Below are 22,895 nucleotides of genomic sequence, written 5' to 3' on the forward strand. Positions count from 1 at the left end.
GCGCCGTCCTCAAACCGCGAGATGATCTTGAATGGCCGTCTCAGCCCCCGGCCCGACCGCGCCGGCATCGACGATCTCACCCCGCGCCAGTACCGCATAGCGCGACGCGACGGACAGGGCGAACCGCACGTTTTGCTCGATGATCAGGATCGTTAGCTCGCGGGTCGCGCATTCGCGGCGAAGCACCTCGCCCAAGCGTAGGATTACCGACGGTTGCAGCCCCTCGGAGATCTCGTCAATCAGTAAAAGGCGCGGGTTGGACAGCAGCGCGCGCGCCATGATCAGCATCTTCTGCTCGCCGCCGCTAAGCGTGCCAGCCGGCTGACGACCGCGTTTGCCGAGGAACGGAAAGAACGCCGTCACTCGTTCCGTGGCGGCGGCGGACCGACGATCGGATCGCAGGCCCAGCCGCAGGTTCTCACTCACTGTCAGATCCTGAAAGATCGCCTGTTCCTGGGGGCTATAGGCGACCGACTGGGCGGCGCGGCGATAGGGCGCCACGCGCGTGACGTCGCGCCCGTGAATATAAATCTGACCATCTCGCGGCGGCAGGAAGCCCATGATGGTTTTGAGCAGCGTGCTCTTGCCCATGCCGTTCTTACCCAGCACCGCCAGCACCTCACCAGGAGCGAGCGTCAGATTGACACCGCGCAGTACCATGGCCTCCCCATAGCCGCTGGTGACGCCGTCGAGTTGCAGCGCGGCCTCGGCCATCACGCCGGTTCTCCAAGGGCCTGGGGCTCGCCCGTGTAGATGGTCCGGACGAGATCCGAAGACACCACCTCCTCAACGCCGCCGTCGAGCACGATCCGGCCTTGATGCAGAACGATGATGCGCGAGCTGATTTCCCGCACGAAGGCAAGGTCGTGCTCGATCAGCAGGATACAAAGGTCGTGCTTGGCGACCAGTTCCATGAGAATGCCGCCGATCACCGTCCGTTCGGGCTTGGTGAGACCCGCGGTCGGCTCGTCCAGCATCAGCACGGTCGGCTCCATCGCCAGCACCATCGCGAGTTCCAGCGCCTGCTTGGCGCCGTGGCTGAGGTGGCGCACGGTCGTCGCCATCTGAGCCTCCAGGCCGGTGGCCCGCACGACCCGCAACGCGGCTTCCGGCAGCCGGATATCGTCGGCGCGGCGCCAGGGTGACAGCGGCTCGATCCGCGAGCGGGCGACACGTAGCGATTCCGCTACGGTGAGGGCATCGAATACGGTCGGCGCCTGGAATTTGCGGCCTAGGCCGAGGTGCACGCAAAGCTCCGGCGCCCTGCGCCCGATGTCGCGGCCTTGCAGAACCACTTGGCCCCCACTGCGTTCCTGACCATCGCTGATGCAGCGAATCAGCGTCGTCTTGCCGGCGCCGTTCGGACCCACGAGGCTGATAAGCTCCCGGCGGCGCCCCGTGAAGGTAATGTCCTCCAGGACATGTAGGCTGCCATAGGCCCGCGCGACCTTGTGGAGTTCGATGGCCGGCGTTTCGGGCAGGATAGCGGTGCTCCGGACAGGCGCCGGTATCAGGCGTGCGGCGACAGCGATCGCCCCTGCGGGTCGCGACACCATCCAGCGAATAAGCGATACCAGCGCTGGCCCCAAGCCTTGTGGCATCGCCACGATCACCACGATGAAAACGGCGCCGATGATCAGTTCCCAGATGAACGGCAGGCTGCCGCTGAGATAGGCGCTGACGAAATCGACCAGCACAGCCACGATCGCCGGCCCGATCAGGGTGCCGCGCCCACCAAGCGCTACCCAGATGACCAGTTCGGTGCCGAACTGGAAATTGCCGAGATCCGGCGCCACGACATCATTGTATCCCGCGTAAGCGAAGCCCGCGAGCGATGCGACCATGGCGGAAGCGACCAGCAGGCCGCCCTTCACCCAGGCGACCGAGATGCCGAAGTAGCGACAGCGTGTCTCGTTCTCGCGGATCGAGACGAGTAGAGAGCCCATATCGCTCCGCACGAAGATCCAGCCGAGCGCGGTTATCACGACGAGGCCGGCGCCCGCGATGCGAAACCACGCCCCGGCGGAAAGGTCGAAGGTGTCGAATCCCGAAAGGCCGCTGCTGGAGCCGGTGAAGTCGCCGCCTGCGTAGATCACCTGCACGAAGACGATCGACAGCACCAGCGTGACAACGGAAACGTAGAGCGCTGAGACGCGAGCGCCGAAGGCGAGCCAGGCGACCAGCATGGCGACGAGACAGGCGACAACCAAGGCTGCCGCCAGCGCCGCGAGGGCCACACCCGGCGAGATCTCGTAATGGGTAAAAGCGAGACCGCAAGCATAGGCACCGATCGCGAAGAAGGCCGATTGCCCGAAAGAGAGAACCCCGGTGAATCCCCAGAGTATATCGACGGTGACGGCGATGCTTCCATACAAGAACGAACGGATGAGAATGCTGACGGAGTAGCGGTCGAGAACGAGCGGACCGCCGGCGACGAGAACCAAGCCGACGACCACAAGAACTGCGAGAAGGCGGAGGTCGCGCTTCAGGCGCTCCGAAGGCAGCCGGACGTCACGCACGGGCGAAACCCGTTGGCCTGATCCGCAGCAGCAAGGCTGCAAGCACCACAATTGTCAGCGCGCCGAGCACCGGATTGCCATAAGTGCTGACCACCACCTGAGCGCCGCCCAAAACAAGCGAGGCCACGGCCAGGCTGACCAACGAAGTGCCGGAGACCATCACCAGCATGAACGCATTGAGCAGCCAGGGCACGCCCATCAGCGGATCGATGCTAAGCAAAGGTGTGATCAGCGATCCAGCCATCGTGGCAAGACCGGCGCCGACGCTGAAGGTCGCGAAACGGACCAGTGCGCTGTTGATGCCGAGGCTCTGTGCCAGGGTCTCGTTCATGATGACAGCGCGCGCCGCGAGACCGAGACGGGTGCCCTGCAAGATACCGGCGATCGCGCCGCCAATCACGAGCGCCACAACCAGCATCGCCAGGCGATAGAGGGAATAGCTGGTGCCGAGTAGTGCCACCGCGCCCTGCAGGGGACTCAAAACGAACTCCGTGCCACGCCCAAAGCCGATGGTGATGAGCTGCACGACGACGATGCTCAGCCCCCAGGTCGCAAGAATGGCATCCAGCGGCCGGCTGTAGAGCGGCCTCACGATCAGCCGCTCAACGAGCATGCCGAGCAGAATGCCGAGTATCAAGGCCACCGGCGGGGCGGCCCATGGGCTCCAATGGAGTTGCGTCACGATCAGCGCCGCATATCCGCCGATCGTGAGGAAACCACCATGCGCGAAGTTGATGATCTTGAGCACGCCGAAGACCACGAGCAGGCCGACGGCCACGACGAAGAGAATCCCTGCCGTCGTAACGACGTCCAGGAGCAGGTTATTCACGTGACAGGATCCTCGTCGCGACCGTCGAGAGACCAGCTAGGATTTCAGCTTCGGACACTGCTCGCCAGGATCGACATTTGGAAAGCTCTGGATGACGCGCACGCTGCCATCCGCGGCGACCTGGCCGAGATACATGGTCAGCGGCGCGTGATGCTGCTTGTCCATCGCGATGGGACCGCGCGCACCGGTAAAGCTGACCGTCGGCAGCGCATGAGCAACCGCGACGGCATCGAACGTACCGGCCTTCTCGACCGCCGCCTTGTAGAGATAGATGCCGTCATATTCGGGCTCCGACAAATCATTCGGAGTCTTCATGTCGGTGCCGAACATCTTTTGCAGGCCGCCAACGAAGGCTTTGTTTTCCGGGTTGTCCAGCGTCGTCAGGTAGGACTGCGACATATAGGTTCCCGTGGCGTCTGCGCCGATCGTCTTCGCCGTGCCTTCATCTACCCCGAGGTTGCCGAAAAGCACCTGAAGGCCCGCGCCGCGCAACTGCTTCGTGAGTGTGACGTTGGGCGCGCCGCCGGCAGTTGAACTGATCAACGCATCCGGATGCGCCGTGCGAAGCTTACTCAATACGGGAGTCCAGTCGGAAGCATCCATAGGGAGATACTCCTCACCGATGACCTTGCCGCCATGCGCTTCTATGTATTTCCGCGTGAAGGCCAGCATCCCGCGGCCGAACGCATAGTCGCTGCCAACGAGGAAGAAGGTTTTCGCGCCCTTCTCCTTCTGGAAGTAATCGACGATGGGTGGAACCTGCTGTTCCGGAACCCAAGCGTCCACATACAGGAAGCGGTTGCACGAACGTCCCTCGTAGGACGAGGTATAGATGAACGGCACCTTGCCACGCGACACGATGGGAAGGCCGGCGTTGCGGGCGGCACTTGTCTCCATCGTGATGATGGCGTTGACATTCTTTTGCAGCACCAATGAGTTGAATGCCTTGACGGCGCCATCCGCTCCGCTGCCGTCATCGGCAACATCAAGTGCCACTTGTTTGCCTAGAATGCCGCCCTTGGCATTGATTTCCGCCACTGCAAGCTTCGCGGCCTGCACAACCGAGGGCGCCACGACGCTGTTGGCGCCGCTCAAGCCGATCGGAATGCCGATCTTGACATCCTGGGCTTTGGCCGGCGACAGGCCAGTGGACAGCAATGCCGCGAGGGTGATCGCTGACGCCGTCAGAAGCCGACGGCGGAACCTGACTGAGAATTTAGCAGCGGGGTTCATCACTTTTTTCCTGAAATTATCGACGGTTTTCTCGCCTTGAACAAAGAGCGGATTGGTCGCCGGATTGACGAAAGGGAAACGCACCTCATCTGGCGTGATCTTGGAGTCGGTCGACGTGATCACGCACGCGTTGCATTCGATCTCGATGATCTCGCCGGGTTCAATGGTCTCGACACAGGCTTCGCCGCGCGGACGGGCCGGGAGCCACAAGGGCCGAGACCGCCACAGCTCCGGCGATTTTGTAGGCGCCGCGCCGAAAACGATCCTACGAATGAGCCGGTCATCGGTAATCTCCAGGTCGGGTGTGCCGAGCAAGCTTCGCAAGCCCCGTGCCAGAAGGTGACGCCTGACGATCAGAAATTTATCCTCGAATAACGAGCGGAAAACCCTGGCTTCCTCGATGCGGGGCACCGGAGTGCGACGCCGGCCGAGCGGTCTCCTCTCTCGAGGCGCCTGTTCAGATATTGTGCACAATGTGTAGAAAAGGGCAGAAAGGCGGCGCATCCTGGATCGGACAGGGCTGGACGCACTTTCTTGGTCGGTGCACAGCGGGCCGCTGTGATGAACGAGGACGATCACATGGGGGATAGGCGACCAAAGACGGCGCGGGACTACGTTGTCGGCACCTTGAGGGCGGAGATCCTGAAGGGCGAGCACCTTGCCGGTACGCGCCTGAGGCAGGAGGGAGTAGCGTCCCGCCTTGGGGTTAGTACGACCCCGGTGCGAGAGGCCTTCCGCGATTTGCTCGCCGAGGGATTGATCGGGCTGGACACCCATCGGGGCGCCTTGGTGCGTGGTCTTACCCTGGCAGACGTTCGCGAACTCTACGAACTGCGGATCGTGTTGGAGCCGATGCTGGCCAAACGCGCGATCGCGCTTGCGACGATGGAACACCTCGACGAGGCGGATACCGTCCAGGCACGCCTATCCGAGGAGCAGGACCCGGAACGCTGGGCAGCGCTCAACGTCGACTTCCACCGGCTCCTGAACGCCGGCGCCTCGGAAGGGCGGCTGCCGCGGATCGTTGCCAGCCTTGCCGAGGCCGCAGGGTCCTACGTGTCCCTCTCGATGCATGCAACGCCGGAACTGATGACCCTGAACAACGCGGACCATATCGAACTTCTGCGCCTCTACCGGCTGCAGGACGAGACAGGAGCCGCGGCAAAGACCGCCGCGCACCTTGAGCAGACCCTGCGCGCGATCGAGCGCGACGTGCAAAGCCGGCAGATGACGCTAGAGCACGCGACCGTCCGAACCTGATGGGGCTTGGCTCCAAGGTTTTGACAACTGGCCTCTCGCGACCAAGTAGGAAACCTCCAGGCAGCCGAGGGGTGCGTGACAACCGATGACCTCTTTGGCGCTTCTGTTATTCATCCCGCTGTCGCTAGCTCTGAAATATCCGCTCGGTGCAGGCCCGATCTGGCTCTTCGTCAGCGGCGTGATCGCCGTTGCCGTCCTGGCAGATTGGGTTCGCAAGGCAACTGAGCAACTGGCCGAGCGGGCGGGCAGCGCGATTGGCGGCCTGCTCAACGTCAGTTTCGGCAGCATCGCCGAACTGGTGCTGGCGCTGTTCGTTCTCGCCCACGGCCAGGCATCAGTGGTCAAGGCGCAGATCACCGGATCGATCATCGGAACCAGCCTGCTAGGCCTGGGGTTGGCGATGCTGGTAGGCGGCCTTTCGCGGCAACGACAGACCTTTAACCGCGCCAATACCGGCCTGTTGTCGACTTTGCTGATCCTGGTCGTGGTCGCCCTGCTACTGCCGGCGATCTTTGATTTGCGCGCTCATGCCGGCATGCCCGACACGGCGGCAGTGGATGAACGGGTCAGCATCGGCGCCTCCATCGTGCTTCTGCTGCTTTACGGAGCCAACCTCGTCTTCACCCTAGTGACGCACCGGGACGTCTTCGCGGGGGATGAGCAGCGCGGCGCCCCCGCCTGGAGCCTGTCCCGCTCGCTAGCGGTGCTGGTCGTCGGCACCGTCTTCATCGCGCTCGAATCCGAACTCGTCTCGGATGCGGTCGAGGCAACGGCGACAACACTCCAGGTCGCCCCGGCCTTTCTCGGCATCATCGTGCTGGCACTGGTCGGCACTTCGGCTGATCTCTTCGCTGCGGTGGCCTTTGCACGGCAGGATCGCATGAGCATCGTCTTCAGCATCTGTATCGGCTCGGCCATCCAGATGGCGCTGGTGGTGGCGCCGATCTTGGTTCTGGCCTCATGGCTGATCGGCAGCCCAATGAACCTGGTCTTCGATCCGCTGGAGCTGTTCGCCATCGGCGGAACCGCCTTCATCGTCCGCGCGATCGCCGCCGACGGCGAGACGACCTGGTTCGAGGGACTGCTTCTGGTCGGGGTCTATGTGCTGCTCGGTCTGGCCTTCTTCTTCGTCGGATCAGCCTGAGCCATCACTCCACTACCTCGGTTGTGACACGAGGCGCCCCCGATGAGGTCTGGGCTCCGCAGTTATGGCGCTTCCGCAACAAACAGGACTTGGCGGATTCGATCGTCACGATGGATAGCCGGTAACGCAGGCAGCGCAAATCTCGCGTAGTCCCGTGTCCACACTCCGCCAGATCGGCATTCGTCCCTTCAACAACCGTCGTCGACCTCAGATCTTTGGTCGCATTCACCAGAGCGGGCGCATTGTCCGCAGTGGTCGTGATTGCTCGCATGGAGTTGCATCAGGGAGAGTGAAGCGACGGCATTGCGGAGCGAGTGACGGCGGCCGAGCGAAGCCGAGCCAAGTTCGAGACACGAGAGGATTACCTCACGCGTTAGCCGCCCGTACTTGCATGTTCAGGTGTGGACACTTCAGGGTATGAGATATAAAAAACTTTTGCTACCAAAAAATGTCGTTCCTGTTAAACCGTTCGGATGGCACATCGGATCGTGGCGTTCGGAATGCGTTTTGCTGCCTGTGCAACGGAGTTTAGGCTGTGGCCGATGATGAGCGCGTAATTAGCAGAATTATTGACGTTATTCGGACTTTGGAAGGAATGACACCGGACGTACTGGCCAAGGTGACCCCTCAGACAAATATCGTCCGGGATCTCAACCTTGATTCAATAGCTGTGATGGATTTCATCCTGGAGCTTGAGGTCAAGTTCAATACCGTCATTTCGCTGGATATTGTTGCCGGTATCGAGACGATAGGAGATTTGGCTCGCGTGCTCGAACCACAATCGGCGCAGGTCACTCAGTAAAATGCTTGCGAAGTATGAGCACCTTAAGCAAGCCTATGCGCGCGTGCGCGACGAAAGACAGGACCCGTTCAACGTTCATTTCGAAAAGATCTCGTCTCCAACGCAGGGAATAGTCAACGGGCGGCCCGTCCTTCTCCTTGGCACGAATAACTATCTCGGGCTGACCTTCGATGCGAGCTGCGTGGCCAAGGCGACCGAAGCCCTTCGGTTGGAGGGCACGGGCACCACGGGCTCGCGCACGGCCAACGGCACCTATAGCGGTCACAAGATGCTGGAGCAGAAGATCGCGGACTTCTTCGGGCGCGCGGCAGCTATGCTCTTTACAACGGGCTATCAGGCCAACCTGGGCATGCTCACGGCGCTCGCGGGGCGCGAGGACCATTTGCTACTGGACGCGGATAGCCATGCCAGCATCTATGACGGGGCCCGACTGAGCGAGGCCTCGGTCACTCGCTTTCGGCATAACGATCCCGATGATCTCTTTCGCCGCCTTAGAATTCTAGCCGACCTGCCAGGAGACAAGTTGATCGTTGTCGAGGGGATCTACAGCATGTTGGGCGACATCGCGCCGCTGAAGGAAATCGCCGCGGTCAAGCGCGAAACCGGCGCTTATCTCCTCGTAGATGAGGCGCATTCCTTGGGGGTGCTGGGCGAGCATGGCCGCGGCCTCGCCGAGCAAGCCGGCGTCGAAAACGATGTCGATTTCATTGTCGGAACATTCAGCAAAAGCCTCGGCAGTATCGGGGGATTTTGTGTTTCAGATATGCCCGACTTTGATGTTTTGCGATTGGCGTCGCGAGCGTATATGTTTACCGCGTCCCTTCCCCCTTCCGTTACCGCGAGCGTCACGCAGGCGCTTGAGGTGCTTGTGGCTAAGCCGGGCCTGCGCAGCGATCTGGAACGGAATGCCGCGCGTCTCTATGATGGTCTTGCTAAAGCAGGCTTTCTACTTGGCCCAACCGTTAGCCCAATCGTATCGATACGATTCGATAGCCCCGAGATCGCGGTTGTCTTCTGGAACAAGCTTCTGGCTCTCGGGATCTATGCCAATCTAGCCCTGCCGCCGGCGACGCCGGGACGCCAATCGTTGCTGCGGAGCAGCGTCAGCGCTGCCCATACCAGCGCCGAGATCGAGTTTGCGATTAAAACGATCACGACCGTCGGAATCGAACTCGGCGTCGTCCAGCACGCTCGCGAAGCCTTTCTCCCGGCAGCGCAATAGGCGCTAGCGTTGCATCCTTAAGCGGCGCAGACGCCAAAGCAAACTTGGCGCTGCCAAAATCGGATGGCGTCGCTGCCAGGGCGTTACCGTCAGGTGTATGCCGCTGTGGCGCCGGATCTTCCAAACTACATAGTCGACGCCGCCTTCAAACGTGAAGATGGCCTTCATGATCCGCATCAGGTTGAGCGGTTTGCCCCACAGGCGTCGCAAAACCCAGCCGAGCGGCGGTTGCGGCTTCCCCTCACGGACGAATGGCGCCAGACTCTCGGCACGCACCGCTGACAGTGTGCTCTCAAACCATTCGACATTCGCGCCGTAGAGAAGTTCCGGCTGGCTGTGCCTTTCGGGTCGAATTTCCGCCCGATAGGTTTGGGCGAACAACCCTTGCCAGGCATCTGCGGGCGTATCCGATGCTCTGCTCAGCTTGAGTGCCCAAAGAGCCGCGGTCCGGACGGCCTGACTAAGGATCGATTCGATCCGAATCCGGGTCGGCTCATCCCGTGCATAGAGAAGCGACGCCGGCTGGGAAAAGCGTGCCCAAATCGTGGTGTCCCAGGACGTCCGCCGCACACGGGCGCCGAACTGTCGCTCCGACATGATGGCGACTTTGGCGCGAACGCCCTCCTGGCCGGGCGGCGGCGTAAGTAGAACGACATTCGGAGGCAGAAGTCGGTTGAGCAGAGCTGCGATGCGCCGGCCGTGGAACGCGCGGTGTCCACTGTGCAGAACATAGAGATCGAGCAGGCCCGACATATCGCCCGTACGCCGGCAGGAGCCATAAAACAAAACCGCGTTCACGCTGTCTCCATGACGGCGGATGATCTCAGCGGCGAGTGCCTGAATCTCAGGGGGCGGCGGTCTCGCCAGCTCCGCGGCCACCAGATCTTCGATCGACGTATGCGTGCCCGCCTGCATTACGCGGTGATGACCGTTACGCTAAACGGCGCCGAAAGCAGGATCCCGTCAGAGCCTGCGTCGAAAGCCTCCCCATCCAGGATGAACGGCTTTTCCATGCGAATGCGGAGGCTATCGGCGCGTCCCGATCTGTAGCCGCTTCTCGCCATCCACTCGCGTGGCCGTCGCAGAAGGACCGCCCACAAAGCAGCGCTCAGCCGTAGCGGCGGTGCATCGATATTGAGCCAACGGATACCGCCGCGACCATGGCCCCAGAACGGCCAGAGTCCCAGCATCAGACTGTCGAGCGTTGTCGCCAACATCAGGAATCTGCGCGCGCCATCCGGCGATCCGCCATCGATGCAGACTTCCATCTGGACTCCGCCCGACATCGTGCGGCTGCGACCGAACAGGGCTTTGACGACGGTCGCCGCGAAAGCCACGGCAACCGCGAGACCTTGATGAATCCCGCGTCGCTCGATGCTTTCGGCGGCAATTCGCTTCGCTTCGGTAAAGGCGGCGGCGCCGAACAGGAACCCGCATACAGCAGGCCGCGCCGGTTCACCGATCCAGGACACCTGGAGAATCGGGCAGGTCCTTCTTCGGGTCAGATTGTTTGTGATTGCGGCGATAAGCTTTTCGAGCGCGCGTTCGCCGTGTCCTGGGCTACCCAACACGCGTCCTGCCAGATTTGTGTTTCCGGCGGAAAGGATTGCAATTTCCGGCAGCGACGAGAAGTCGCTGGTTGCAAGCGCACTCAAAACGTCGCGCACCGTGCCATCTCCCCCGCTGATCACAAGGATTTCGATCTTGTCGGATGCGAAAGTCCTAAGCACCTCGTGCAGCGCCGCGGCATTGGCCGGAGATGCGCGGCTTATCTCAGGGTGCCGTGCAAGGACGGCGTCCATTTGGACCGGATCCGCTTTGTTGGCATGGCTGCGTGGATTGATGATAAGCCCGATCCGCCGCGATGCAGCCGCATTCGTTTCGTGCGCGGCCATCAACTGCCGGACACTCTCAATGCGGACATCCGTGACGGCGGGACTCATGCTAGGGTGGGGATGGAGGTGGACCGGGGTGAATTTTGAGTAGCGCAATGAGTTTCAGCCTCGCCCATCTGTCCGATCTGCATCTGCCGCCCACCCAAACGGATGTTTCGTGGCGACGGCTGAACGGAAAGCAGTTCTTGGCTTTCCTATCGTGGCGCCGCAAGCGGCATCGCGTGCATACGTTCCAGCCAATGGCTGCGCTGCTCGCTGATCTTGCGTCTTATGCGCCGGATCATATCGCGCTGACAGGGGATCTCGTGAACTTCGCCCTTCCCGCGGAATTCAGGGCTGTCCGGCAATGGCTCGATCAGCGCGGGGCGCCAACCGATATCTCGGTCATCCCCGGCAATCATGACCTCACCGCCCAGGTTTCGTGGCAGGACGGCCTTGGCCAATGGGACGCCTGGATGAGAGGCGATGCCGGCGGCGCCCGAGGCGGAGCCGAGTGCTTTCCATTTCTCAGGCGTCGCGGACCCCTTGCCCTTATCGGCCTTTCCACGGCCGTGACCACACGGGTTTTCTCGGCAGCGGGCCAGCTTGGGCGCCCGCAGCTTGATCGCCTCGGCAAGCTGCTCGCGGAGACAAGTCGGGAAGGGCTGTTCCGGGTAGTGCTGATCCACCATCCCCCGGTCATGAGCCGTGGCGGCGAGCGGAAAGCGTTGCGCGACCGTGCAGCCTTCTGTGCGGTGCTGAAGCGGCAGGGAGCCGAACTTGTCCTACACGGTCATCATCACGTGACGAGTGTTGTTGGTCTTTCCGGGCCGAACGGCACCATTCCTTCCATGGGAGTTCCGGCCGCGCTCGCCACCACCGAAAAGCCCGAGATTGCTGGCTGGCACCTTCATCGCATTTCGCGGACCAATGCCTGCTGGCAACTCACCACCCTCGTGCGGCGCTATGATTCTGCATCGGACAGCTTCCGGCAGGCCGCCGAATGGACGATCGATTTGCCGTTAGCTCAGTAGCGCAACTTGATGGCGATATGGGTCTCCCCCGGACCGACCCGGAATTGAACCGATCGGAACGACGGTGGCGCCAGGAAAATCCGGGCGTTATTGGAAAAGCCATAGCCCTCGGCTGGCATGCCGATCAACGTGCGACCGAAGTGATGATCGTTGTTCTCGTCGTGATAGATGGCCACCGCGTAGACACCCGGCGCCGAAACGACGAAACAGCCGACCGCCTCTGTGGAGGACAGCGGCACGTGCATCAGGGCGAGCTTTCCCTTATGAGCCAAAAACCTGGCCGGATCCGCGCCATAAAGGGTGAAGGTGATATTTCCCGCGACGCTCCTCGCGCCGGTCGCGGTGATATAGAGGCGCGGGCCTGCCGCGGGGGCATTGGTCGCTGCGCAGGATGTGGCGGTTTCCTCGGCCGCATAGGCCTTCCCATAGCCGAACTGGCCGAACGCCAATGCGCAGACCATCACCATCGCAAGCCATCGAAGCCACTTCAGATCTGGCACCGGCTCGTCAGGCATCGGCGTTAAGGGACGGTTGGCCATCGTGGTCGCTCTATGTTCCGCTTGGGCGCCGAGCATCTGCATCGTCCGCACCGCTTGCAACCCACGGCGACACGATATCTCCTAGTCATACGTCCCGCGCGCAGGACGCACCTCGCGCGCTCGCACCTAATCTGTGGTAGGCCACCGGATCATGATTGCGGCGGAATGCCATATTGAAGGCGGAGAGCGTGGACGGCTTTCGAAGCGTCGGGATCGATGATTTGAGGGCCACCCCTGCCAAGCCCCGACGCGGATCCGCCCGAACGATCCCGCGTTATCTGCTTGTTCTCACCGCCGGGCCATTTACGGCGACATTGCTCATCGTGTTACCGGCCCTCTTGATCGAAAGGCTGCTACGGCTTTTCGACCTCATCGCGTCGACCGATGCGCCTGCCGGATCCGTCGGCCGGATGCTGGTCGATCTCGTGCCGCATTACCTCGGTCTGGCCCTTCCCGCGGCGATCTTTATCGGCATTCATTTCGTCATCGCCCGCCTGAGCGCGGGCAGCGAGCTTGAGGCGATGCAAAATGCCGGACTTTCATTGGCCTGGATCAGCCGGCCGTTTCTGCTCCTTGGCGCCATCGCCGCCGCCGGGGGCTTCGGCCTCTATGGCTACCTGGAGCCGCTGTCACGCTACGCCTATCGCGCGGCTTACCAGACTGCCACGGAGGGCACCTGGAATGGGGTCATTCCGCCCGGCCAGATCATTCAGGTCTCCAAGAACCTCATCGTCACGGCAGATGCTTCTGACCCGGCGACCGGCGCGCTGAGCCACGTGTTTGTCTATCAGCGGGCGCCCGATGGAAAGGAGAAGCTCACCACGGGCCGCAGCGGCACGCTCGTCCTTTCCGATGACGGAACGCAGGTCATGCTCAGTCTGAAAAACGGCGAGCAGATGAATGTCTTGCCCGACAATCGGATCGATTCCGTGTCTTCCGACAGCACGACAATGCACCATCCGTTCCTGCTGCACTTCGCGAACTTCCGCGCACGGGGTTTCGATGAACGGGAGATGACGATGGGGGAGCTGTGGCACGCGCGGAACCATCCGCATCCGCCTCAGCCCGTCCGCCGTCTCGACGGCGAATTCCACAGCCGGCTGGTGCGTTCGCTTTCACTCGTGGTGCTGCCCTTGCTGGCCATTTCGATTGGTCTCGCCGCCAAACGAACCCGCCGCCAATACGGAATCGTGGTCGGCGTCATCATCCTGGTGCTCTACGACCACGCCGTCCAGCTGGCTCAGGCCATCGGAACCGCGGGCCTGATGGATCCGCGATTGCCCCTTTGGGGATGTTTCCTGACGTTCACTGTCTTCTGCCTGTGGATGTTCCGGCGTGCCGTTCGTCATACGAGTGAGGGACCTTTCGACCGCATCTTCGATCTGCTCGAGCGGGCGTCCGATCGTATCGCGCGCGCCTGGCGTCGCCCCGTGCCAATGGGCCGACGAAAGATCCGCGCCTGGTAATCCGCCGCTACCTGACAGTGCTGTTGCTCACGCGCCTGCTCGGTGCCCTTTTCGGGCTGGCAGCCTTGCTGCAACTGCTCGACCTGCTGGACAAGGCTGGCACCATATTGGCGCATGGCGGCCTGGCCGACATTGGCCACTACGTCGGCCTTAGGTTGCCGACCACCCTGGCTGAGATGCTCCCATTGGCGACGCTGGTCGGCGCCTTGCTGGCGTTCCGCCAGCTGGCCGGCACTCAGGAGGCTACGACGCTGCGTGGGGCGGGCCTCAGCCTAGGGCAGATCCTTGGGCTTCTGCTGCCAATATGCCTCGCCATCACCATCGTGCATTTCGCACTGCGGACGGAGATCTCGCCTCGCGCGCAACGGGCCTTCTCCGATTGGTGGATCGTGAAGATACCTCCAAGCAACACGGACCCAGCGCCACCGCGCCTTTGGCTGGCCTCACATGGGGACATAGCCTCGATCGATAGGGTGTCGTTGAAGGGCCGGCGCCTGGAAGGCATCATGATCGCCCAGCGCTCCGACCAGGGCGACTTGCTCGTCCGGCTGGACGCGGGTTCGGCCCTTTATGAACATGGGCATTGGACGCTCTTTGCCGTCCGCGTCGCGCGACAGAACCATGCCGAAGCCCGATTTCTCCCGACCCTTGGCTGGCCCCACGGCCCTGCACCCGCCAATATGATTGACCTCGCCCAACCGGTCGACAGCATGACGCTCGGCCGGCTGATTGCCACGCTTCGCGGCCGCTGGGCTGGCTCGCAAAGCATGGATTTCTACCGCACCCAATTGCATGGGACGATCGCCTCCCTGTTCGATCCCCTCCTCATGATACTGTTTGCTGTGCCGGTTCTGCTGGCGCCCCCGAGAGCCTCAGGCGGCGGCGTCTACATGGCTAGCAGCCTCATTCTCGGCCTCGGTTACCTCACCTCTGCCGGCCTTCTCAGCGCTTTGGGAGAGGCCGGGACCTTGCCGCCTTGGCTGGCCGGATGGGCCGCACTCGTGCTGTTTTCAGGCTATGGCGGCCTGCGCCTGATCCAGGCTGAGGGTGACTAGGCGGTCTGGCCCTGCCCAGCGCCTCCCCTCCCGGTTGCTTGACAGCCGATCTCTTTAAGTTTCAATCACCGCCCTAAGGAGAGTTGATGTACCCGCGCCGGCGTAAATACGGACAGAGCTTCGATCTCGAACGAATGATTCTGCGGGATTTATCCAACGTCCACGGAAGCCAAACATCGGACCAGGTGCGTTGCAAGCGCGCTCGTCCATACACGGACAGCCCTCCACCCGATGGCCCTCCCCGCCGGGAGCAATGGATGTGAACGGTTCGACTTCACGCCTGGACGCGATCGAGATCATACCCGTCATCGGCAGCGCCGGACTGAAGCGTTTCATCCGCCTGCCCGACAGACTCTTTCGCGCCGAGCCGCACTATGTGCCGCCTCTCCATTCGGAGCGTCAGGCGGCTCTGACCCCCAAGGGCAATCCCTTCTTCGGCCATGCTGACGTCGCGTTCTGGCTAGCCGTCCGCAACGGCGTGGATATTGGCCGAATCAGTGCCCAGCGTGATCATCTGGCCAAAGTCGATCCGGCCGAGCCGGTCGGCAACTTTGGCATGCTGGTTTCGATCGACGAGCCGGCTGTCTTCGCCGCCCTCCTTTCGACGGCTGAACAATGGCTCATCGAAAAGGGCCTCAAACGCGTAACGGGCCCCTTCAACCTGTCGGTCAACGAAGAAACGGGCCTGCTGGTCGATGGCTTCGATACAGATCCCATGCTCATGATGCCATATGATCCGCCCTATGCGGATCACCACATCAAGGCGAATGGCTACAGTAAGGTCCGTGATCTCTACGCTTATATTTGCGATAGCTCCGCGGCCTTGCCGCCCGCCTCGGCCGCCATGGTGGCACGCGGCTTGCCATCGAACGTCGTCCTGCGGCCGATGCGTTTGAAGGACCTCAAGAGCGATATCGCCGCCCTCGTCGATATCTATAACGATGCCTGGGACGGCCATTGGGGGTTCGTACCCATCACTCAGGCCGAGGTAGACCATATGGCGAAGGCCATGCGGCCGCTCCTCCATGAGCGCCTGATCTGGTTTGCCGAGGTCGATGGCGAACCGGCGGCCTTCGGCCTCTGCCTCCCCAACCTGAACGCGGCCATCCGCGATCTTTCGGGTAAGCTGTTCCCCTTCGGCTGGGCCAAACTGTTGTGGCGATTGAAGGTATCGGGCGTAACGACGGCCCGCGTACCTCTGATGGGTGTGCGCAAACGTTTCGGCAATGGCATTTTGGGGCGGCTTCTTTCGCTTCACATCGTGGAGGCATTGCGGCGCGAAGCGTTGGCCAAGGGCATCACAGCCGTTGAGATGTCGTGGGTCCTGGAAGACAATATGCCGATGCGCCATCTGGCCGAAGCCGTCGGTGGACGCGCCTACAAGACTTATCGCGTCTATGAAAAGTCGCTGGCCGGATGACGCCAGGTGACGGACTGACAGCGCTGATTCTCGCCGGGAACCGCAGGGGTAGAATTGACCCCATGGCGGCGGCGGCCGGCGTCTCTCATAAGGCGCTGCTCCCCGTGGACGGGACGCCGATGATCCTGCACGTCATCAGGGCGCTCCAGGCCTGCCCTGCCGTCCACCGTATCATCGTCTCGACCGAGCCGTCGGATATTCTGGCCGCATTTGCGGAGGCACGCACGATCCTGGTCCGTCCCTCCGCCGCGTCGCCGAGCCGGAGCGTTGCTGCTTCCTTGCTAGAATTTGGAACTCCGCTGCTCGTCACGACGGCGGATCACGCATTGCTAACGCCCGAAATCCTGCAGTCCTTTCTTTCCCAAACGCCCGATGAGGCCGATGCCACGGCCGGCGTGGCGCGATCGGATGTGATACGCGTAGCCTATCCAACTACCCGCCGCACCTGGTTACGCATGCGCGATGGCGACTTTAGCGGCTGCAACCTGTTCCTCCTGCGCACACCGAGTGCCAGCCGAGCCGTGGACTTCTGGCAACGGTTGGAACAGCAGCGCAAGAGCCCAGTCGCCATGGTGCGGATCATCGGCTTGACCGCGCTGTTCCGTTATTTGTTCAAAAGCTTGACGATGCAGGCCGCGGTTCGGCTTTTGGGTCGTCGCGTAGGAGCGAAGCTCGCAATCGTCGAGTTGCCATTCGCGGATGCCGCTGTCGACGTCGATAAACCATCGGACCTGCTGCTCGTCGACAAAACCTTTGCTAAACGCAAAGCGGCGTAATCAGCACCCGAGCCTAACCCACGACCATGTTCTGGATCACAAATCTTGGATTTCAATTACATCTCCGGGCCGACGCCAACTTTCAGCGGCATCGAGCAGCGCCTCGGCAACTTCCTAACCTTGCCGGAAGCGCTCGACTACGCGGCGAGCGGCGAGACAGGTCTCAACTTTTATTCCGTTCGGGGCGAACTGACAGAGGCGCTTCCCTATCGCACTTTGCGGGTCGAGGCGATTGCACTCGCCCGAAAGCTACTAGCGCGGGGATTGAAGCGCCAGGATCCAGTGGCGATCATCGCGGAGACACGGCCCGACTTCGTCCGCATCTTCTTTGCCTGCCAATATGCCGGCCTCATCCCTGTCCCGTTGCCCTTGCCGTTCGCCTTTGGGGGACGTGAGGCCTATGTCGCGCATATCGGACGATTGATCATAGAGGCGAAAGCGACCGCGTTATTCGCACCCAAGGCATTGATCGGATGGCTCTCTCCCTTTGCAGAGGATCAGGGGCTGGCCCTTTGCAGCACGGTTGCTGATCTGGCTGAGGCCCCCGACGCTGATGTGGCACTGCCGGTGATCGGGGTTGACGATACCGCGTATCTGCAATTTTCCTCCGGCAGCACCCGCTTTCCCATCGGGGTGGTGATCAAGCAGCGCGCCCTCATGGCCAATGTGTCTGCGATGCTGAGCCATGGGCTGGAGATTCGGCCGGACGACCGTGCCGTATCCTGGCTGCCGCTGTATCATGACATGGGGCTGGTCGGCTTCCTGCTTACCCCTGTGTCGGGCCAGGTGACGGTCGATTTGCTCGCCACGCAGGATTTCGCGCGACGCCCACAACTTTGGTTGTCACTCATCTCCAACGGCCGCGGCACGATCTCCTACAGTCCGAGCTTCGGCTATGACCTTTGCGCGCGGCGCGAGCAGTCCATCAGCAGGGCCGACCTGGATCTTTCGAGCTGGCGCATCGCCGGTATCGGCGGCGACATGATCCGACCAGCCGTATTGTCCGGTTTCGCAAAACTATTCGCTGCTTGCGGATTTCGGCCAGAAGCCTTCTTGCCGAGCTACGGCATGGCTGAAGCCACCCTCGCGATCAGCTTCGCACCGATCGGGCGTGGGATAGAGATGGACACCATCGACCTCGACCTGATGGAGCAGGTTGGCATCATCCAAGCCCCAGCCGACGAAAATTCCCGCGTCCGAACAGTCGTGCTGTGCGGTGTCGCCTTACCGAATCATGAGATTGAAATTCGTGATGCAGACGGCGCCGTTTTGGCGGACCGCCGCGTGGGACGGATCTTCGCGCGCGGCGCCAGTGTGATGCAGGGATATAACGGCCGACCCGATGAGACGGGCGTCAATCTCTCGGCCGATGGATGGCTCGCCACCGGCGACCTCGGCTACCACCTCGGGAAAACACTGGTGGTTACCGGGCGCGCCAAGGACCTCATCATCATCAATGGGCGCAACATCTGGCCGCAGGATCTGGAGTGGACGGTCGAACGAACTTCCCCCGAGGTCAGGACCGGCGACGTCGCGGCGTTTTCCGTGGAAGAAGATGGCCAGGAAATTCTCCTTCTTGCCGTCGAATCGCGCAGCATCACCGATCCGGCAGCTAGTCGCCGGCTGATCGAGGACGTTAGTGGAACGATTCGGGCGCAGCACGGGCTCGACTGTCGCGTGATCCTGTTAACACCTGGTAGTCTTAGCTATACTTCGTCTGGCAAACTGAGCCGTTCTCTCACGCGGCAGCATTACCTGGCGGAAGCACTTCCACGCGTTGTCGTCTCTGCGTGACGGCGCCGCTCGTCGCTGCCGTCACGGGTGGCACGGGATTTCTAGGACGCTACATCGTCGCGGCCCTCGCGGCCTCAGGCTGGAAGGTCCGGCTGCTGACGCGCCGCGCCCCGCTGCATCCCCTTCTGTCCGAGATCCCGCTTGAACTCGTGCTCGGGGATCTGGGTGATTCCTCCGCACTCTGCCGGCTGGTAACCGGCGCCTCCGTGATCATCCACGCGGCAGGACTGGTCAAAGCACGAAGCGCCCAAGAGTTCTTCGCGATCAACGCTGACGGAACCCGAAGATTGGCGGAGGCAATGGCGCGGAACGCTGTGGCCGCGCGGTTTGTCCTGATCTCGTCACAGGCGGCGCGGCATCCGCATCTTTCCGCCTATGCCGCCAGCAAGCGCGCGGGCGAAGACGCGATAATCGCCATCCTTGGCACCACGTCCTGGGTCATCCTCCGGCCCTGCGTCGTCTACGGACCTTGGGATATCGAGGGTCTCGCCATGATGCGCATGGCACGACGCTCGATCGCGCCTGCCATGACAAAGCCCGAGCTACGCATTGCCCTAATTCATGCGCGAGACGCAGCGACGGCCATCGCGGCGCTGAGCCCCGGCGGACCCAGCCATGCCGTGTTCGAAATCTCGGACGAGCGGATTGACGGCTACGGCTGGGCTGAACTTCTCGCAACGATCGGTGATGCCCTCGGAAATAGGCCCCGCATGCTGCACGTGCCTGATCTGCTGCTGAGTGCTGCAGGTGCTGCAAGCGACGGTCTCGCCACCCTCTCTGGCAAGCCCGCCATCTTCGGCCGCGCCAAACTGCGCGAAATCCTGCACCGGGACTGGGCACCTGACCGCAAGATGCGGCTGCCCGACGCTCTTTGGGCGCCACACATCACCCTCCAGTCAGGCATTGCCGAGACCGTCGCATGGTGGAAATCAGCCGGGTATCTGAGGGTTTAGGGCGAGATGAGATTCCGCCTTATCTGACACTTGCGGACCGCCCCATGAAATCGAGTATCGCATCGGCGCCCCGCTCCGCCGCCCCTGCGCTGCGGTCACCGAGCGACGCCTTCGCAAAGATCTCCTGCCTTGCTCGATAGAAATCATGCCGCTCGGGCGCCGAACCTATGGCCGACAAAAGATCCTTTGGGTCATCAACCACATCCCCGAGATGCCAATGCGCGAAGTTCGGGTCGTCACGCCACTGCACACCGCGTGCGTTCAGAAAGACACAGGGACGCGGCACCGCCAAAAACTCATAGACCTGGCCACTGACATCGCCGACATAGATGTCTGCTGCGTCTGCGTAAGTCATATCCATCAATCGGTCTGAACTCGTGTCGATTATGATGGTGTCAGTACTACGTGCCTCCCACATCGATCTGACCGACACGGACCGCCGCCGGAACATCTTTACATGCGGCGCGACAATCAGGTTGAATCTGGTCTGCCGGCCGAACTGGCCGAGCATCGGCTCGATGAATTTGTGCCAGGACGTGAGCCGCGGCGCCTTATGCGCGTTATAGAGCACCGTTGGGCGTTGATGCTTGAAAAAGGGCCGGTGCTGAACGCGCAATCGCGCACTGACTTCGAGTTTTACCGGACCGATCACAGCATGGTCGGCCGCCGTTACAAGCCCGCTCTTCAACAAACGCGTGGCGCTCTTGTCACCCGCGACAAGTACAAAGTCGAACGCTGCGGCGCGGGCATCAAACCCGCGCGCCCTATCTCCGAAACCATGTGGGCTGTAAATGAGCTTCGGTCTCCTGATACCAAGACGCCGTGCCGAGGCGACCGTGTCTTCGAGCGTGAAGATGGCGTCGTACTGGTCGAGTTCCGAGGCGTTGTCGCGCATCACCATTTCTTTGAACATGCCGAGAATGCGGATCGACTGCATCAACCGGGTCGGCGGCGATCGCCGAAGCCTGCGATAGGCCACTGGTGGCGTTCCGTAAGCCATACGGATGCGCTCAAGGTGTCGCGGCGTTTCAGGATCGTTGTAATAGCTGACAACATTGACGCCCGGGCGCGCCGCAAGTTCGAGTGCGATGGACGCTCCGTGATAGCATTGGTAGGCCTCGGCGATATAGAGGAAGGCAATGTTCATCTTGCAGGACATCTACGGACTGCCCGGGCTGCTTGGCAAACGGTCTTGAAGAAAAGAGACCGGCGCGAGGGTTCGCTCGGGCGCGTCTTCACCAATCTAGGGTGGCTTTTGGGGGGCAAGGCGATGGGCGCGGCCCTAAGCCTGGTCTACCTGGCGCTGGCTGCCCGCTCCCTCGGCCCTGAGGGTTTTGGCCAGTTCGCTCTGGTCCTGGGTGGCGCACAGGCGATTTCCGCCCTCGTCAGCTGTCAAACCTGGCAAATTGTTGTGCGCTATGGCCTGCCTCATGTGAAGGAGGGTCGTGCCGCCGCCGCCGCCCGCCTCGCCGGCTTCTGTCTCTCCCTGGACATGGCAGGCGCTGTCACCGGCTGCGTTATCGCTGCGCTCTCCGTCATGGTGCTCGGCCCGCTGCTCGGCTGGTCCGCTCAATTGTCGCATGCGGGCCTCGCCTTCAGCTTCGTGATTCTCCTCTCGGGAAGGTCCACCGCCGTTGGCATCTTGCGTCTGCATGATCGCTTCGGGGTCGGCGCCTCAGCTGACACGGTGACACCCATCATGCGCTTCGTGGGCGCCCTGACGGTGGTCGCGATCGGTGCCACGGTGCGCGGCTTCCTGGTCGCCTGGGCTGCCGGCGAAATCATGACCGCCATCGTCTACTGGGTCTGCGTCAGGGCCGTGGCACCGGGGTCCTTGACCTTCCCCACTGCGCGCACGATCCGCTTCGCCCTACGTGAGAACGCTGGCATATGGCGCTTCACCTGGATGACCAATCTCAACGTCACCTTGGACTACGGCGGCAAGCAAATGGTGGTTCTGCTCGTAGGCCTCATGGTGGGGCCGGTTGGGGCTGGTCACTACCGGCTTGCCAATCAACTTGCCCAAGCGCTGGCGCGGATTTCCGAAATGGTCTCGCGCGCGATATTTCCGGAGCTCGCGCGCGCCCACACGGCCAATGCGGGCGGCGACTTCAAGCGACTCCTGATGCGTGCGACCGGGCTCGCCTCGCTCGCGGGCATCATCATCACCCTCATTCTTCTGGTACTTGGGCATCCGCTGCTGGGGCTGATCGCGGGCCGGCAATACGCCGGCATCTATCCCCTGCTTCTTCTGCTCGGTGTGGCCGCCGCCCTCGATCTTGCGAGCGTCGTCTGCGCACCGGCACTCACCGCCATGGGAAAGCCCGGACAGGTCCTCCTCGGTCGGGTCTGCGCAAACATCTGCCTGTTCGGATCGCTCGCCGTTCTGGTGCCGTGGTTCGGCACGATCGGTGCGGCCGATGCCACCATCATCGCGTCGGGCGTCACCCTCGTGGTGTTCGGCGTCACCTTATGGCGCGCCGTCCGAATCACCGCCTGACTCCCTGGTCGCCTGAATCGCGAAGGTGCATGTCGATTCTGAGTCCACATAGAAACCTTGCAGCTTCTTGGGCGACCTGGTCGCCGTCTCGGTCGCCTTGAGCACACCGCCCTGGATCGATCCGGTCAGGTTGCTGGTTGCATCGCTATTCTGCATGGAGACTTCGCCCGCGGGGTCGACGGTGCCGGTGAGCGCATGGCTGTGTCGCACCCAGATTCGATTGCCCTTCACCTCGAGTATGATCGCGTGCGAGGCTTCTCCGCATCCTTCGATGATCTGGTCCGGAAAAGCCTCGCCACGATATGTGCCGTCGAAGCCGCTACCGGTGGAGACGCTTGCTGTAGACGCGGTCACAACTGCCGGTGGTGGCGGCGTCCCGCAGGCGTCAACGGTCGCGGCGAGCACCAGCGCAACTGCGAGAGGGATGTTGCAATTCGAAAAGCGCATCTTGGCCTCCGCTGTGCCAGTTCTATCC

At 62.1% G+C, this 22,895-nt stretch carries 21 protein-coding genes; 12 read left to right on the forward strand and 9 right to left on the reverse strand.

What is annotated here, in order from left to right; translation table 11 throughout:
• Positions 1–9: 9 nt before the first annotated feature.
• The 4 genes from GSQ83_RS00620 to GSQ83_RS00635 are packed head-to-tail and all read right to left on the reverse strand — an operon-like array spanning position 10 to position 4,791.
• Positions 10–714, reverse strand: a complete 705-nt coding sequence (locus GSQ83_RS00620; protein ID WP_158800850.1) for an ABC transporter ATP-binding protein — start codon at positions 712–714, stop codon at positions 10–12.
• Positions 714–2,519, reverse strand: coding sequence for an ABC transporter permease subunit (locus GSQ83_RS00625; RefSeq protein ID WP_254065421.1), 1,806 nt, complete (start codon positions 2,517–2,519; stop codon positions 714–716). Before GSQ83_RS00625 ends, GSQ83_RS00620 begins: the two co-directional genes overlap by 1 nt.
• Complete coding sequence (locus GSQ83_RS00630) at positions 2,512–3,348, reverse strand: branched-chain amino acid ABC transporter permease (protein ID WP_158800791.1); 837 nt, start codon at positions 3,346–3,348, stop codon at positions 2,512–2,514. Before GSQ83_RS00630 ends, GSQ83_RS00625 begins: the two co-directional genes overlap by 8 nt.
• 36 nt (positions 3,349–3,384) lie before the next feature.
• A complete protein-coding gene (locus GSQ83_RS00635; protein ID WP_216849849.1) occupies positions 3,385–4,791 on the reverse strand; it encodes a substrate-binding protein in 1,407 nt (468 codons plus the stop codon).
• A gap of 369 nt (positions 4,792–5,160) precedes the next feature.
• Here GSQ83_RS00635 and GSQ83_RS00640 point away from each other — a divergent pair, with 369 nt between their 5' ends.
• From GSQ83_RS00640 to spt, 4 genes are all read left to right on the forward strand, one after another.
• Entirely contained in the window at positions 5,161–5,841 is a 681-nt protein-coding gene (locus tag GSQ83_RS00640) for a GntR family transcriptional regulator (protein WP_158800792.1), read from the forward strand.
• Between the two features lie 85 nt (positions 5,842–5,926).
• Positions 5,927–6,985: a calcium/proton exchanger gene (cax, locus tag GSQ83_RS00645; protein WP_158800793.1), complete on the forward strand. Its 1,059-nt coding sequence runs from the start codon at positions 5,927–5,929 to the stop codon at positions 6,983–6,985.
• 535 nt (positions 6,986–7,520) lie between these two features.
• Positions 7,521–7,787, forward strand: a complete 267-nt coding sequence (locus GSQ83_RS00650) for an acyl carrier protein (protein WP_254065422.1) — start codon at positions 7,521–7,523, stop codon at positions 7,785–7,787.
• Position 7,788: 1 nt separating this feature from the next.
• On the forward strand, positions 7,789–9,009 hold the full coding sequence (gene spt / locus GSQ83_RS00655; protein ID WP_158800794.1) for a serine palmitoyltransferase: 1,221 nt from the start codon (positions 7,789–7,791) through the stop codon (positions 9,007–9,009).
• 3 nt (positions 9,010–9,012) lie between these two features.
• Here spt and GSQ83_RS00660 read toward each other — a convergent pair whose 3' ends face one another.
• Complete coding sequence (locus GSQ83_RS00660; protein ID WP_158800795.1) at positions 9,013–9,888, reverse strand: hypothetical protein; 876 nt, start codon at positions 9,886–9,888, stop codon at positions 9,013–9,015.
• 35 nt (positions 9,889–9,923) lie between these two features.
• Complete coding sequence (locus GSQ83_RS00665; RefSeq protein ID WP_158800796.1) at positions 9,924–10,952, reverse strand: acylglycerol kinase family protein; 1,029 nt, start codon at positions 10,950–10,952, stop codon at positions 9,924–9,926.
• A 47-nt stretch (positions 10,953–10,999) separates the two neighbouring features.
• On the opposite strand from GSQ83_RS00665, the gene GSQ83_RS00670 reads away from it, so the two are divergent.
• Positions 11,000–11,917, forward strand: coding sequence for a metallophosphoesterase (locus GSQ83_RS00670; protein WP_158800797.1), 918 nt, complete (start codon positions 11,000–11,002; stop codon positions 11,915–11,917).
• Here GSQ83_RS00670 and GSQ83_RS00675 read toward each other — a convergent pair.
• Positions 11,911–12,456 carry a DUF2141 domain-containing protein gene (locus GSQ83_RS00675; protein WP_158800798.1) on the reverse strand — a complete coding sequence of 182 codons (546 nt, stop codon included), beginning with the start codon at positions 12,454–12,456 and terminating at the stop codon, positions 11,911–11,913. The genes GSQ83_RS00670 and GSQ83_RS00675 overlap by 7 nt on opposite strands.
• Before the next feature lie 188 nt (positions 12,457–12,644).
• Here GSQ83_RS00675 and GSQ83_RS00680 point away from each other — a divergent pair, with 188 nt between their 5' ends.
• The 6 genes from GSQ83_RS00680 to GSQ83_RS00705 all read left to right on the forward strand — a co-directional run bounded on the left by GSQ83_RS00680 (position 12,645) and on the right by GSQ83_RS00705 (position 19,920).
• Positions 12,645–13,922 carry an LptF/LptG family permease gene (locus tag GSQ83_RS00680; protein ID WP_158800799.1) on the forward strand — a complete coding sequence of 426 codons (1,278 nt, stop codon included), beginning with the start codon at positions 12,645–12,647 and terminating at the stop codon, positions 13,920–13,922.
• Between the two features lie 17 nt (positions 13,923–13,939).
• Entirely contained in the window at positions 13,940–14,977 is a 1,038-nt protein-coding gene (locus GSQ83_RS00685; protein WP_158800800.1) for an LptF/LptG family permease, read from the forward strand.
• A 259-nt stretch (positions 14,978–15,236) separates the two neighbouring features.
• On the forward strand, positions 15,237–16,397 hold the full coding sequence (locus GSQ83_RS00690) for a GNAT family N-acetyltransferase (RefSeq protein ID WP_254065424.1): 1,161 nt from the start codon (positions 15,237–15,239) through the stop codon (positions 16,395–16,397).
• Positions 16,394–17,173 carry a nucleotidyltransferase family protein gene (locus GSQ83_RS00695; RefSeq protein ID WP_158800802.1) on the forward strand — a complete coding sequence of 260 codons (780 nt, stop codon included), beginning with the start codon at positions 16,394–16,396 and terminating at the stop codon, positions 17,171–17,173. The genes GSQ83_RS00690 and GSQ83_RS00695 overlap by 4 nt, the downstream gene beginning before the upstream one ends.
• Before the next feature lie 45 nt (positions 17,174–17,218).
• Positions 17,219–18,967, forward strand: a complete 1,749-nt coding sequence (locus GSQ83_RS00700) for a fatty acyl-AMP ligase (protein ID WP_254065425.1) — start codon at positions 17,219–17,221, stop codon at positions 18,965–18,967.
• Positions 18,964–19,920: an SDR family NAD(P)-dependent oxidoreductase gene (locus GSQ83_RS00705; RefSeq protein ID WP_158800803.1), complete on the forward strand. Its 957-nt coding sequence runs from the start codon at positions 18,964–18,966 to the stop codon at positions 19,918–19,920. Before GSQ83_RS00700 ends, GSQ83_RS00705 begins: the two co-directional genes overlap by 4 nt.
• A 19-nt stretch (positions 19,921–19,939) precedes the next feature.
• Here GSQ83_RS00705 and GSQ83_RS00710 read toward each other — a convergent pair whose 3' ends face one another.
• Positions 19,940–21,079 (reverse strand): hypothetical protein, encoded by a 1,140-nt coding sequence (locus GSQ83_RS00710; protein ID WP_254065426.1) that lies wholly within the window; start codon positions 21,077–21,079, stop codon positions 19,940–19,942.
• A gap of 33 nt (positions 21,080–21,112) precedes the next feature.
• Between GSQ83_RS00710 and GSQ83_RS00715 the strand changes: the two genes are divergently transcribed.
• On the forward strand, positions 21,113–22,420 hold the full coding sequence (locus GSQ83_RS00715; protein ID WP_254065427.1) for a lipopolysaccharide biosynthesis protein: 1,308 nt from the start codon (positions 21,113–21,115) through the stop codon (positions 22,418–22,420).
• On the opposite strand, the gene GSQ83_RS00720 is transcribed toward GSQ83_RS00715, so the two are convergent.
• Complete coding sequence (locus tag GSQ83_RS00720) at positions 22,391–22,825, reverse strand: hypothetical protein (protein ID WP_158800805.1); 435 nt, start codon at positions 22,823–22,825, stop codon at positions 22,391–22,393. The two genes, GSQ83_RS00715 and GSQ83_RS00720, sit on opposite strands and share 30 nt — an antisense overlap.
• Positions 22,826–22,895 lie beyond the last annotated feature (70 nt).

The organism is Acidisoma sp. L85 (assembly GCF_009765865.1).
In the GTDB taxonomy this organism is placed as follows: Bacteria; Pseudomonadota; Alphaproteobacteria; order Acetobacterales; family Acetobacteraceae; genus Acidisoma.